Genomic DNA, 14,258 nt, shown 5'->3' with positions numbered 1-14,258 from the left:
AGACCAAGGAGAGCATATATGACAAAAGAGATCATTTTCTATAGCCTGGGTCTACGCTATGAAGTCGAGCTAGGAGCTGATAAGACCGTCTTGATTGGTACAACCGAAAAAGCGCAGGTCCATCTCCCTCAACAGACTGTTCCCATTCAACTTAAGATTGATGGGGAGGATATTTTTTATCAGTATGGGGAAGAAACGGGCCTTTTGAAGGAAGGACTAACTCTGGGGGAAGTCGTCTTTTACCTTCGCGAGGGAGAGACACGAATTTATGATCTATTGGACTTATCCGAGTTTCAGATTGCTTCACAGAAAGATGCACTGATTAGACTAGATGAAACGATTGACCTCCTACTCCAAAAGTTTCAAAATCAATGGAGGTTGACACGATTGAAGGGAGCCTTCTATCGAAACAATCGTTTGGAGTTAGAGGACCAGCAACTGCTTCACTTTGGAGATGAGCTGAGTATTGGGGGAGTGACGATTAAACTCTATCCAGATGAAGTTTGGATTCAAGGGCCTGCACAGGTCGGAAGCCAATTGCCGCTAAGAGAGCCCTCTCGTTATGGCTTTTATGAGGATTATCCAGATTATCACCGTTCACCACGTATCATCTATCGTGGGAGTGAGGATAAAATCTTGATCAATCCTCCAGGACAGGAACCGAGTAAACCCAGTGATGAACTGTTAAAACTAATCATTCCTCCCCTTATGATGATTGGGGTCACTGTCCTCATTACCCTTGTCCAACCGCGAGGTATCTATATACTCGCTACGGTCGGGATGTCAGCTGTCAGCTTGATTTTTTCAGTTCGTGGTTTTATCAAAAACCGTAAGAAGTATAAGGCGGATAAGAAGGAGCGGGTTGACCTGTATCATCTCTATTTGAAAGACAAGGCCATGGAATTGACCCGTCTGGAGCGGGAACAAAAAGAAGGGATGCATTACCATTTTCCGACGGTTCTGGAATTGACGGATTTGGTTGAGAGCTACAACCATCGGATTTACGAAAAGACTCCTTTGCATTTTGACTTCCTATACTATCGTTTGGGGTTAGGAAAACTTCCTACCAGCTATGAGTTGAGTTATGGTCAACAGGAGCGAAGCGGGAAGAAGGATGCGTTGGAAGAAGAGGGCTATGCGCTTTATAGCCGTCATAAAAAGATTCCAGATATGCCTATTCCAGCGAATCTCAGCCATGGACCAGTGGGGTATGTCGGACCTAGAAATCTCGTCTTAGAACAGCTCCAGCTGTTGGTTATGCAGTTAGCGACTTTCCACTCTTATCACGATGTGCAGTTTATTACCATCTTGCCTGAAGAGGAGAGAGACCAATGGTCTTGGATGCGGTGGCTTCCGCATGCCAAGCTACAAGAGCTGAATGTCCGTGGTTTTGTCTACAACCAACGGACACGGGATCAAGTTTTAAACAGTTTGAACCAAATCTTAAAACTGCGCCGTACCCAAAAAGAAGAAGCCTCCCATAAGGAGAGCACGCTTTTCCATCCCCATTATGTGGTTTTAGTGACCGATGAAAAACTGATTTTGGACCACGTGATTATGGAGTTCTTTACCGAAGATCCGACAGAATTAGGCTGTTCGCTGGTCTTTGTGGAGGATGTGATGAGTTCCTTGTCTGAGAATATCCAGACAGTCATCAACATCAAGGACCGTAATACGGGCCAACTGGTCATGGAAGAAGGGGTCTTGAAAGAGACGGACTTCCGCTTGGATCATTTTCCAGCAGATTATGACAAGGAGCGGATTGCCCGTACCTTGGCACCGCTCAACCACCTCCAAAACCTCAAGAGTTCAATCCCAGACTCTGTGACCTTTATGGAAATGTATGGGGTAGAGACCTTTGAGGACTTGCAGGTATTGAGTCGTTGGAAAAAGAACGCCCCTTATAAGAGCTTGGCTGTTCCAATCGGTTTACGAGGCAAGGAGGACTTGGTTCAGCTCAACCTCCATGAAAAGGCCCATGGCCCACATGGTTTGATTGCAGGGACGACGGGTTCAGGGAAGTCTGAAACCATCCAATCCTATATCCTGTCTCTTGCCGTCAACTTCCACCCTCATGATGTGGCTTTCTTGTTGATTGACTACAAGGGTGGTGGGATGGCTAATCTCTTTAAAAACCTGCCCCACCTCTTGGGAACTATTACCAACTTGGATGGAGCCCAATCCATGCGGGCTCTGGCTTCAATCAATGCGGAGATCCATCGCCGGGAACGGCTCTTTGGAGAGTTTGAAGTCAACCATATCAATCAATACCAGAAGAAATTTAGAAACGGAGAAGCAACCGAGCCCCTGCCTCATCTCTTTCTCATCTCGGATGAGTTCGCGGAGCTCAAGGTTAACCAGCCTGATTTTATCAAGGAGCTGGTGTCTATCGCTCGGGTCGGGCGTTCCCTCGGAGTTCACTTGATTCTAGCCACGCAGAAGCCATCAGGTGTGGTGGATGACCAGATCTGGTCCAACTCACGCTTTAAGATTGCCCTTAAGGTGGCGGATCGTTCGGACTCCAATGAAATGCTTCATACGCCGGATGCGGCCGAGATTACCCAGACGGGTCGTGCTTATCTGCAGGTCGGAAATAATGAAGTCTATGAACTCTTCCAGTCAGCTTGGTCAGGGGCAGACTACCAGCCGGACAAGGACGATATGGGGATTGAGGATCACACCATCTATCTAATCAATGAATTGGGTCAATATGAAATCTTGAATGAAGACCTATCTGGTTTAGAAGAAGCCGAAGAAATCAAGGAAGTTCCGACAGAGTTGGATGCGATTGTGCAGCATATCCAAGTTCTGTGTCAGGAACAAGAAATTCCTCCAGTACCCCAGCCATGGTTACCTCCACTCAAAGAGCGCATTGCGCTAGAGGAGCTGGAAGCAGTGCAGCCAGCGGTTGCTTGGGAAGAAGAGAAATCCCTTTCCTTACTACTTGGGATGGCGGATATCCCGCAAGCCCAGAAGCAGGAAGCCGTCTCTATCAACCTCTCCAAGGATGGGCATGTCCTTCTTTACGGAAGTCCGGGTACAGGGAAGACCACCTTCCTTCAGACAGCTGGTATGGACTTGGCGAGAAAGCACAATCCCAAGGCTCTTACTATGTACTTGATGGACTTTGGGACCAATGGATTGGCGCCCTTGTCCAAGCTTCCGCAGGTGGCAGACACCATGCTTTTGGATCAGGCAGAGAAGATTTCTAAGTTTGTGCGGATCATGGAGCGCGAACTTAATCGTCGTAAGAAACTCCTAGCGGACTATGGTGTAGGGACTTTAGAGCTTTACCGAGAGGCTAGTGGCCAGCAAGAGCCGTCTATCGTTATCCTCTTAGACAGCTATGAGGCCATCAAGGAGGAGGCTTATGAGGCAGAACTCTTTAAACTCTTGGTGCGCATCTCTCGTGAAGGTCTCAGCATCGGAGTGCATCTCTTGATGACAGCGAGTCGACAGTCCAACCTTCGGGCTCAACTCTACTCGAACTTCAAGCACCAGTTGAGCCTGCCACAGAATGATGTGAGCGAGGTACGAGCAATCGTGGGCTCGACGCCCCTTGCCATGACCATGGAAGACATCAAGGGCCGGGCACTCATGAAACGTGAAGAGGTGGATGTAATCCAGCTGGCTCTCCCAGTCTCTGGAGCCAATGACACCCAAGTCCTCAACAACCTGCGCCAGGAAGTCGCTTCTCTCCAAGAAGCTTGGACAGGACAGCGCCCAAGTGCCATCCCGATGGTACCAGAGGAGTTGACTATGGATGTATTTCTCAATCTGCCTACGACTCAAGAAGCAATTCAGAATCGTGAGTTGCCGATTGGTTTGGAGTTTGAAATGGTACAGAGTATTGCTATTTCGTTTAATCAATTAAAAAGCTTGATTTATCTGTCTGATTCTGCTGAGTCATTAGAAAATCAAACACATCATTTATTAAATACATCACTCTGTTTTGGAAAGAAATTAAGAGTGATGCTTGTAGATCCACTGGAGGAATATAGATCTTATAGTGAAAAAGTGTCAACGTATATTAGTAGTAAAAAAGAGATTTCTGAAATAGCTCAACAATTAATATTTGAGGTGAATCGCCGACTGGAAGGAGACTTATACTCTGATTGGTTGATTTTTATGCCAAATATAAAAGTAATTGTTGAACATGGTCTGTCAGAAAAAGATTTGGACTTTTTATTCAAAAATGGTTTGCGGGTAGGATTGCATTTTGTAATTGGTGGTGAGCATTCATATATTGGGAATAACATCCATGAAGTTCCGAAATATCTTAAATCCAATGCGCAGTGGGTTATGTTGGGGATGCGTTTAATGGATCAAATGTTTTTAGATAAACCTTATAATAATAGAGAAGCTCGACTAGAGTTGGATGAGGTTTATCTGCATGATCGTAAACAAGCCGTTAAATTAAAAATTACTAAAAATGACTAATTTGGAGGGATTCGTATGTCACCAATACAAAGTAAAGAAGAAGTAGCTAGTTCTATTGCATCTGGAATTGCTAGCTCATCTAGTAGTATTATATCTGGAAATAAAGTTGATTTAGATCAATCGAGTGAGTATCCAGGAAATAGTACAGCTGCGGAGAAGATTCCTAAAGAAGCTGAGTACGCGTCTTCTATTGCAGAGGTTTTAAATGGATTTGTTTCACGGATACAGAGTACAGCCGCTGAATTTGTAGCAGTGGATAGTCAGCTTGCTGCAGACATAGATACCAATACTTCTGTGCTACCTCAAACAAGTGCAGTTCCAAAGAATAATACTACATTTGTTCCAAATACGAGCTATTTTTCAGAAGAGGAATAATGAAGACACTAACATTAGAAGAAATCGATAATAAATCAAAAGCACTGGATAATTCTCTAAATCAACTAAGTTTGGAGAAGAAGAAGTTTATTCGCAAAGAAAAGGAACTATTTGAAATGCATCGACAAAGTTTGCTTCCATTGCGACAAATCTTAGAATTGCCACTATCGTCAAAAGATTATCAAACTTATCAAGATTTGATAATGGACATAGGCAGTGTAGGTGCATTAGTAGAAGCGTGGTCGGAGGAACGAAAAGACTCAATCAAGAAACAAGAAGACCGGTTGGAAAGAGAGTTAGATGAACTCTCCCATGCTCGAAAGAAATTAATGATAGAACAGGAGTCGCAGAAGTAATATGGTAAAAATGGTATTAGGATCTTCTGATACGCAGGGTCAGACAATGGCTTCTGTAGGAGAAGCTAGAATAGCTTCCTACGATCAAGCAATTTCTGCATTATCAGCATTTGATAATGCAGGAGATTTGCAAGGGGCAGCCTATGATAGTGGTAAACAATATGGTATGAATGTAATCACTCCCTTGCTCAAGGGAGCTATCATGTACTCAGAATTAGTAAGCGAAGCTGTTCCAGGTCTTTCCTCAAAATATCGTTCAGAAGTTGGAGATGATGACCTTGATTCAGAGGTACTTGAGAGTGAAATCCGTAGTCTTGAATCTAGTCTTCATAGTATTAGAGGAATGTACAATGCTATGGTTGGAGACGAATCTACAAGTGCAAGCACTTTAAGTAGTCTTTCAAATCGTATGGATGATCTCCTAAAACAAAGAAATGAAAAAATAGATAAGCTCCGTAAGCTAAATATGTTTGCTGGAAGTTCCAATGACGTTTTTTCTGTAGGGGAAGGTAGTAGCTTAGTTGATAACTTAGCTCAAAATCTCCAAACGGGCTTAAGTCAAATCCAAACAGAATTTGCAAGTTTTAGTGGTACTTTTCCCAAGCACTCTGTGCATACTCTGGGATGGGCACAGAATATCGAGGGTGAGTGGGAAAATAAGGTTAAGATTGACGGAGATTATAAGAATGTCCTCAAAAAAATTGAGGATGGTAAGGGACTGACAGAGAAGGATATGGAGGTAATTCAATCCTATAAAAAACGTCATCCAAGTAAAGAGTTACCAGATACATTAGTTAATGCCATTGAGCAATACATCTATGAAAAGACATTAGCTGAAGCACTTGGTGATGATGGTGTTAAGTACAATACAATGAATTTGTATGATGCAATTACGGCAATCTCAGATAATGACTGGTTTAAGAGAGGAGCCCAAGTACTTGGATTAACACCGAAAAACTTGACTGAGGCTTTCCTACAATCGGACGGTGTCATAGGATTGCTGGGATCGGTTGATAAGGGGACAAAAGGTAGAAAATTTGTAAGTGGTGTAATGAGTACCATGGCTTGGTATGAATCATTAGGAAATAAGGGAGGGACACTGAAAAAGATTTTCGATGGTATTTCTGATATCGCAAGCCCTGTAGAAACTATTGTAAAAAAAGGATTGGAAGGTGCCAGAGATGCTGGAATGGCGAAATTTGGCAAGTATATAAAAGGGGGAGAAGAGGTAACAGGCTTATTAGGAAAAGGGCTCAAATATTTCCCAAAAGTAGCTAAGGTTCTGGGGAAAGTAGGTACAGTAATGACGTTTGCTGATCTTGGGATTACAGCGATTTCTAGTGGAGTAGACGAATATAGCAAAACTAAGGATATAGGAAGAGCTGCTGGGAAAGGTGCACTTTCAGCTATAGCTAGCGTGGGTCCATTAGAAGGAGCAACCATCGGAGGAGCAATAGGTGGTCTCCCAGGAGCAGCTGTTGGAGCAGTTGTTGGAGGTGTTATTCAAGGTATAAAAGCATGGAAGCCGAAATTTTTTGATGATCCTGTTAAAGGAACGAAAGAGATTATAGATGATGTTGGTAACGGTATAAAAGGAACTGTTAAAAATATATCTAATTTTATGGGTGGAATCGGTAAGGCATTAGGAGTTGGGTGAAAAGTATGAGAAAGAAATCAATTTTTAAAGCAAGTTTTGAAGAGAGTTTAAATTTGGAGGATGATGGTTTTTTGCAGTATCAGAAACAAGATTATTATAATAAACTTGGGAAAGCCTTTAAGAAAGGGAAACCCTCTTTTTGGTTTGGTATTAAAACTTTTATTCTTAGTCTGTTGTTTCCGATAGGTGCAAATTTCATGCTCCTTGCTGTTACCCTATCATTCCAAAATTCTGATCCTAAAGATTTAAGGTTACCAGTTTCTCAGTATCCTTTGCTAACAGTCGAGCTTTATTTAATTTGCTTGTTAATTTGGTTGTTATTGGTATTAATGGGTAAATTCTTTAAACGGACGTTTATTCTCCCTTATCGTTATCGATTTCATATTATAACTTTTATGATATGGTTTGTGTTTGAATTTAATTTGCTGGCAACAACTATCTCTTTACCTATATTATCAATATGGGGGATCTTAGTACTTTTGGGGCTTCAAGTATTGTTGACTTATGTAATGTTAAGAACAGAGCTTAGAAGTTTGAAAAAACGAATGTATGGAGAAGTTAAGTCACCTACCTTACAAGATAAAATTGCCAAAGGTATTGCTATTTATGGAGCAGGTATATTGGGCTTAGCTGTGATTGTTAATTATATTTTCAAAGCTTTTTCTATTAATTTTTCACATTCCGTAACTGTTTTAGGTCTCTTTATATTTTGGATTCTATTAAATATTGGTATAATCGCCATGATTGTATTTATGGAGTTTCCTTTCTTTTTAGAAGGCTATTACAAATGGAAATATCCTGAAGAGTATCGTGAGTGGGAAGGAAAATCAGTGGAAGAATGGTATGGGAAAAAATATTTAAAAAAACACAAGGAGTTATTAAAAAATGAATAATAAAAACAAAAATAAAAATAAAGAATTATTACCGTTAGGTAGTATTGTCTATCTTCAAGAAGGAACGCAGAAATTAATGATTATTGGTCGTGGAGTTATCTTTGACGACGAGGAAACTGGAGAAAAAGCATTTGCTGATTATATGGGTGTTTTGTACCCAATGGGCTTTCAAACGGAATCGACGCTTTTCTTTCAACATGAAAATATTGACAAAGTCGTTTTTGTAGGCTATTCAGATGAGGAAGAGGAGCGTTTTTCAGAAATTTATAGAGAATGGACGAAAACACTCACAGTTCCTAAGAAAGAGATAAAATAGAATTACAGTGGAGTAACTATCATAGATTCTCTATATTGGACGTAGTAATGCTAATTCTGTCTTTTTGCTGAAAGTTTTAAAACCATTAAAAAGTGTAACAAAATTCGAATAAACTATATTTTTAGAGATTGTTGAAAAAATCACTATGCTTTAAATAAAAATCAAAAACGAGGAGCTACTTTATCATTAAAGTAACTTCTCGTTTTTTGTCTGTTCTATGTCGTAAGATGAATTAGCGTGGCTATAAGCCTAAATTCATGATGCAAAAATATAGCTTTGTTTCTATGGGAAGAGGGCTGTTTTGATATTGTGGTATAATGGAACAAGAACATTTTTTTCTAGTACCTTGAAAATTCTATATTTTTCGCTTATTTATCTGCTCCGCTAATTCCAAAAAAATATCTTGTCCCTTGCCGTCAATTTTCATACTCATGATGTGGCCTTCTTGTTGATCGACTACAAGGGTAGGAGAAGCTAGAATAGCTTCCTACGATCAAGCAATTTCTGCATTATCAGCATTTGATAATGCAGGAGATTTGCAAGGGGCAGCCTATGATAGTGGTAAACAATATGGTATGAATGTAATCACTCCCTTGCTCAAGGGAGCTATCATGTATACAGAATTGCTGAGCGAAGCTGTTCCAGGTCTTCCCTCAAAATATCGTTCAGAAGTTGGAGATGATGACCTTGATTCAGAGGTACTTGAGAGTGAAATCCGTAGTCTTGAATCTAGTCTTCATAGTATTAGAGGAATGTACAATGCTATGGTTGGAGACGAATCTACAAGTGCAAGCACTTTAAGTAGCCTTTCAAATCGTATGGATGACCTCCTAAAACAAAGAAATGAAAAAATGGATAAGCTCCGCAAGTTAAATATGTTTGCTGGAAATTCCAATGACGTTTTTTCTGTAGGGGAAGGTAGTAGTTTAGTTGATAACTTAGCTCAAAATCTCCAAACGGGTTTAAGTCAAATCCAAACAGAATTTGCAAGTTTTAGTGGTACTTTTCCCAAGCACTCTGTGAATACTCTGGGATGGGTACAGAATATCGAGAGTGAGTGGGAAAATAAGGTTAAGATTGATGGAGATTATAAGAAGGTTCTTGAGAAAATAAAAGATGGCAAAGAACTCTCTGAGGATGATGTGAAAGCGCTCGAAGCTTATCGAAAACGCTATAGAAGGAACCTTCCTGATAGCGTGAATAATGCTTTGAAGAATTATGTTGAAAAAGAAACCAATGATCTTGTAAAAATGATATCAAATACTTTAGAGGCATATAAAAGAGGAGAAATTAGCGAAGAAGCTATAAATGATGTTTTTAATTTCCTACAACAAAATGGTATAAATATTTCTCTAGAAGATCTCAAAAAAACATCTGGAAAACTTTTAGAAGATAGTTTAATCTCAAAATTGAGTGATAAATGGTCTGAGTTAGCGACAGAATATTACACCTCTTACATGCTTCCATATCAAGTTCCATATTTAATCAATGGCTTAAAATCACAGATTGGGAATACACTAACGAAATATGGATTAAGTGCACTTCTATCAACTGCACCTGGATCTACAGTTAATAAAATAGTGGGAGAAAGCATTGAAAAAATTGGAGATGCTGTAATACCGTTTGTTAATAAACTGAGTGGATTCTTAGGAGATGCTAAATTTGCAAAGGCATTACCATTTGGATTAGGAGCGGGACTTGACTTTGCAGGGCAATTGTTAGGTGGTGAAGAACTTGGAGATGCAGCAATTAAGACAGGTGGGCATCTTGGAGTATCATTGTTAGCTACAGCATTATTAGGTCCAGGAGGATGGGCTTTTGGTGCAACAGTGGTGGGATCAATGGCTTTTGATTACCTATATGATAAATATGGGGATAAAGTCGTGGAATTTTCTGGTGATGTTTGGGATGGTACAAAGAAAGTAGTAGGTGATACGATGAAATCTGTCAGTGATACAGCTGAGAAAATATGGGACAGTGCGGGAGATGCAGTTAATGGATTTTTCTCGGGATTAGGTAGTGTTTTTAATTAATAAATTAACGGAGAAATTTTAATTATGAAAATATATATTGGTTATTTGGATTCGAAATGGATTTATTTTGATGAAGAAAACGAAGTATTTCAATATCAAGATCAAAAAAATAGTTCTAATTGGATTATGGTTGCTGCTCCACTTGCAGTCTTTCTTTTAAAAGGAATTGCAAGTGCTTTAAATTCAGCCTTTGGGACATTATCGTATACGATTAATATCAGTATTGCAATGATTGGAACTCTGATAGTTTGCGGAATGTTGATGATAGCGAAGGTGAGAAAAAAAAATCCGAGAACTGGTTGGAAAACAGTTGTTTTGAAGGAAAAAGAACTCAAAACGCTATTAGTAAAGGTGATTTCAATTTTTATTATTAAGATTCTTTTTATTATTTTAGGGATTTATTTTTTAGTTACTTATATTAGAGAAACCGATTTTTTGTGTCTGATGATATATCTACTTGCTTTTGCTTGTGTTATGCATTTTCATCAGGAATTTAAGACAAGTAAAATTAAAAAAATATTGAAAAAACAAAAAATATTGTTAAATGGTTTGGGAGATTCATAGTAGGCAGGGAATAAATATTTCATTGCAAGCAAACTTAAGATATATGTAAAACTTTTTAAATTTAAAGAAAAGTTATTATATTTATATAAAATTATCCTTAGAGGAGATGTATAAAATGACTAACTTATTACCTATTGGTACTGTTGTTCGCCTTCATAATGGAACGATTGATGTGATGATTATAGGTAGATTTCCATTGTACAATCAAGAGGGTACAATTGGCTATTTTGATTATGTAGCATGCCTATATCCAACAGGGGCAGCAAATGAAGAACTCTTATATTTTAACCAAGAGAATATTGAAAAGGTGGTATTCGAAGGATATCATTCGGAAAAAGAAGATGAGTTACAAGAATTATTCAAGAAACAAAAGGATAGTATTAAATATCCAAAATTGAAGGTATAATTTAGTTTATAGGTTTATTTCCAAAACAATAAACTTGCTAACTTTCATTCGTGGAGGATCTATATTAAAATTGTAAAACTATTTGTTGCTTGGCTCTTTATCAACTGTAGTGTGTTGATGAAAAGTGAACATTGAGAGAGTACGGGATTCGTTCTCTCTTTTTTATACTCTCAACTCTCTATTTAGTGGCTAACTTGAAAGTAAATAAAGTTTTAAAACCATTAAAAAGTGTAACAAAATTCGAATAAGCTATATTTTTAGAGATTGTAGAAAAAATCACTATGCTTTAAATAAAAATCAAAAACGAGGAGCTACTTTATCATTAAAGCAACTTCTCGTTTTTGTTTGTTCTATGTCGTAAGAAACTCCTAGCGGACTATGGTGTAGGGACTTTAGAGCTCTACCGAGAGGTTAGTGGTCAGCAAGAGTCGGCTATTGTTATCCTCTCAGTGTACCGCACCACGCTTCAAGTCAAGCGCGATAGAGAAGCTGGTGTGGTACAGTATCAGAAAGTATTTTTATACCTTAACGATTTTTCCAAGCTTGGTAGCGAGTATCAATCAAGAGTTGGGTTAAGCGTCCCATGGTTTCTCTTTCTTCAGGAGTGAGGGATTGGGCTTGGATAAAGAGATGGTGAATGTGTTCAATGACCTTGAAGGAAGAAAGGTCGTTGATAGAAGAGATGCCTGCATCAAGAATGATTCCAAAAAAGAGATCGAAGTAGAGCTGCAATTCTTCGTCAGGAACTGTCTCAACCCATTCCTTGAAAGTAGTATCGACTTGTTGGCTGTCACTATTGGTCTCATCCAGTTGGACAAAGTGTTTGTCTTCAACTTGCCAACTAAAGGTGTCGTGCTGGGCGATACCACCTAGGGCAGTGCTTCGAACGACGATTTTTTTATCAGGAATTTCCAGCATCATACCGATGATAGAACCTTGTGGGATAAACACTTTCGTTCTTTCCATCATGTTTTGATAGCCTGGTGTTTCGGTTAGTTCCTTGTGAAGTCCAGGTGCATCAAAAGTATAGACAGAGATAATGTTTTTCTGCAAGTTTGGATCAAGTTGACTGGCAGCATAGACGGCTAGATTGCCCCCTTTTGAGTGTCCTGCCAGAATAACTTTTTGGTTAGGATGTTGAGCAAAAAAGTCCTGTAAATACTGAAGGGCGTGTTTTTGAGCTGGGATTTCCGTCATATAGGTCATATGGAAATCTTCTTTCCAACCAATGATACTATCATCCGTCCCACGAAAAACAAGCACATAGGTATCGAGACTGATACGATAAGTCATGGCTGCAAACTGTTTTTGCAATTCAGGATCAATATCATTGATAAAGTTTGATAGTTTGCAATTTTTAAACCGTTTGTGTTGAGCGAGTTGATCCAACAACTGGAGGCGGTTCTTATTGGTCAGCATCGTCGTTTCTCTAGGGATTTGAGGTGCAAGAACTATGAGGCGCTGGGGTTCTTGGGTGACTACACCATCAAAAGTAAGGTAGGTTAATTCGGTCAAGGCAAGAACATCTAACTCACTCACGGGGAGGTCATAAAAGGAATCGTATGCTACATCATTCAAGTAGTCAAAAATATTGGCCATAAAAGCTCCTTTCTCTATGTTTATCCTATCACATTTACCTAGAATTAGCTAGTGGGCTTGTTCGAATGACCTAGTAGGGTTTGATTGAAATACATAGAAGATAGATTGCTCCTATTTCAAACCTCTAAACGAGCTTACTTGTATATTTTTGCTATCAATCCCATTTTCCTTTAAAAAATTCTTCATCTCATTTACATCATCAGGCTGACCTGTGATGAGATAGCTGGCTTGATTGCCGTATTCATCAATAGCACGTTTTAAAAATTCTTGACTTTGAAAAAATTCATCGCTTGTTTTATAAGTAAAATTCGATGTTTTCTGAGCTAGTTCCTTCATTTCTTTATCAAAAATAGTCACTCCTTTGTCAAAATGATTGAGTACAATCGGGCATTTACCAGCCCATTCTTTGATAAGGGGGCGTAGAGCAGAAATGCCGACATCAGATGCAAAGCAAACTAGTGGCTGATTCATATCTTTAACGGTCAAAGAGGAATCCAGCCAACTCATCTCAATCTCACTGCCAGCCGGTAAATGTGTCAAGGTTTCCTTAAAGAGGCTACCACTATTATGAGTCAAAATGAGAATTTCATCTTCATCAGGTGTGGAGGCAATGGTTAGCCATCGACTGGTTTGCTCTCCCTTAGCTTCATATTTACTAGCAGTAGACGAGGTATCAGGGAGTGTAAACTTGGCATAAGCCCCAGCTTTCCAGATTTGATGACTCGGTTTTGTGATATGAATTAAATATAGATCTCCGCTGGGGTTTTCGATGGATTTTATCGATAATGTCTGACTTCGTCCAAGGTAGGCGATGGCACCCCAAGTTATAAGGCCTAAGACTCCAAGTGTTGATAGAATGATAATAAACATTTTTTTACCTCTTTTCATTTTTTATGACTCCTGTTCTTAATTTTATGAATGAACTAAAAACAAATTCATTCATATTTTTCCAAAAAATAAAGAAATCCATTCTTTATTTTAGAACTCCTTTAATGAAGTTGGTTGCAAGTATTTCGACAGTTTTGCCAATATCTGGAAAATCTTTTTCCGTGATATGCATATCCATGTAGTAAAACAGATTATAAACCTGTAAAATATCTTGAATCTTTTCTGGCGAATACCCTTCACCTTGCATACGATTTGTAAAAGTTTTAACTAGAAACTGATGAAATGGATTTGCGACTTTGCCTTCTTCCGAGGAATAGTAGCTGTGTAACTCATCTGCTATGGCAGGATTGTACCATTCTGCAAGGATTTTATTGGAAGAAACGAGAGTTCTGGACTGAGCAAAGAGTTGACCAATGAGGTCGGTCATGTCAATTTCCCAATCTAGTTCTTCGATCATAGCTTGGCGAACACGGTTGTTTTCATCTATATAGATGTCTAGAAAAATGGCTTCTTTACTCTCGTAATAGTTATAAAAAGAACCAACTGCAACACCAGCTTGCCTAGCAATTTCTGAAATTCCTGTTGCCTTGTAACCTTTTTTCGAAAAAACTTCATAGGCCGCTGTCTTTAAAGCTTGTTTTTTGTCCAATCTGATTTAACCTCCTTTATTTAATGAATGAATAAATTGATTTATTCATTCACATTCTAACAAATCATGACTAGCTTGTCAA

General features: G+C 39.1%; 12 protein-coding genes. 9 read left to right on the top strand and 3 right to left on the bottom strand.

Annotation, left to right across the window (positions count from 1 at the left end; all coding sequences use genetic code 11):
- The first annotated feature begins 18 nt into the window (after window positions 1-18).
- From essC to D8803_RS08425, 9 genes are all read left to right on the top strand, one after another.
- Window positions 19-4,440 (top strand): type VII secretion protein EssC, encoded by a 4,422-nt coding sequence (gene essC / locus D8803_RS08465; protein ID WP_125424713.1) that lies wholly within the window; start codon window positions 19-21, stop codon window positions 4,438-4,440.
- Between the two features lie 15 nt (window positions 4,441-4,455).
- A complete protein-coding gene (locus D8803_RS08460; protein WP_125424714.1) occupies window positions 4,456-4,815 on the top strand; it encodes a TIGR04197 family type VII secretion effector in 360 nt (119 codons plus the stop codon).
- Window positions 4,815-5,171 (top strand): hypothetical protein, encoded by a 357-nt coding sequence (locus tag D8803_RS08455; protein ID WP_125424715.1) that lies wholly within the window; start codon window positions 4,815-4,817, stop codon window positions 5,169-5,171. Before D8803_RS08460 ends, D8803_RS08455 begins: the two co-directional genes overlap by 1 nt.
- 1 nt (window position 5,172) lies before the next feature.
- Entirely contained in the window at window positions 5,173-6,828 is a 1,656-nt protein-coding gene (locus D8803_RS08450) for a hypothetical protein (protein ID WP_125424716.1), read from the top strand.
- Window positions 6,829-6,833: 5 nt separating this feature from the next.
- Window positions 6,834-7,721: a hypothetical protein gene (locus tag D8803_RS08445; RefSeq protein WP_125424717.1), complete on the top strand. Its 888-nt coding sequence runs from the start codon at window positions 6,834-6,836 to the stop codon at window positions 7,719-7,721.
- Window positions 7,714-8,037: a DUF4176 domain-containing protein gene (locus tag D8803_RS08440; RefSeq protein ID WP_125424718.1), complete on the top strand. Its 324-nt coding sequence runs from the start codon at window positions 7,714-7,716 to the stop codon at window positions 8,035-8,037. The genes D8803_RS08445 and D8803_RS08440 overlap by 8 nt, the downstream gene beginning before the upstream one ends.
- Window positions 8,038-8,573: 536 nt before the next feature.
- Complete coding sequence (locus tag D8803_RS08435; protein WP_223805122.1) at window positions 8,574-10,070, top strand: hypothetical protein; 1,497 nt, start codon at window positions 8,574-8,576, stop codon at window positions 10,068-10,070.
- Window positions 10,071-10,094: 24 nt separating this feature from the next.
- On the top strand, window positions 10,095-10,634 hold the full coding sequence (locus D8803_RS08430; protein WP_125424720.1) for a hypothetical protein: 540 nt from the start codon (window positions 10,095-10,097) through the stop codon (window positions 10,632-10,634).
- Window positions 10,635-10,749: 115 nt separating this feature from the next.
- Entirely contained in the window at window positions 10,750-11,040 is a 291-nt protein-coding gene (locus tag D8803_RS08425; RefSeq protein ID WP_125424721.1) for a DUF4176 domain-containing protein, read from the top strand.
- Window positions 11,041-11,565: 525 nt separating this feature from the next.
- Here the strand turns inward: D8803_RS08425 and D8803_RS08415 are convergent.
- The 3 genes from D8803_RS08415 to D8803_RS08405 all read right to left on the bottom strand — a co-directional run bounded on the left by D8803_RS08415 (window position 11,566) and on the right by D8803_RS08405 (window position 14,182).
- Entirely contained in the window at window positions 11,566-12,639 is a 1,074-nt protein-coding gene (locus tag D8803_RS08415) for a DUF2974 domain-containing protein (RefSeq protein ID WP_131200832.1), read from the bottom strand.
- A 111-nt stretch (window positions 12,640-12,750) separates the two neighbouring features.
- On the bottom strand, window positions 12,751-13,527 hold the full coding sequence (locus D8803_RS08410) for a ferredoxin reductase (protein WP_125424724.1): 777 nt from the start codon (window positions 13,525-13,527) through the stop codon (window positions 12,751-12,753).
- Between the two features lie 85 nt (window positions 13,528-13,612).
- On the bottom strand, window positions 13,613-14,182 hold the full coding sequence (locus D8803_RS08405; RefSeq protein ID WP_125424725.1) for a TetR/AcrR family transcriptional regulator: 570 nt from the start codon (window positions 14,180-14,182) through the stop codon (window positions 13,613-13,615).
- Window positions 14,183-14,258 lie beyond the last annotated feature (76 nt).

It is taken from the genome of Streptococcus oralis, from assembly GCF_003943385.1.
Taxonomy (GTDB): Bacteria; Bacillota; Bacilli; order Lactobacillales; family Streptococcaceae; genus Streptococcus; species Streptococcus oralis_CA.
Note: the sequence above shows the minus strand (reverse complement) of the source record. Positions and strands in the feature narration are given on the sequence as shown.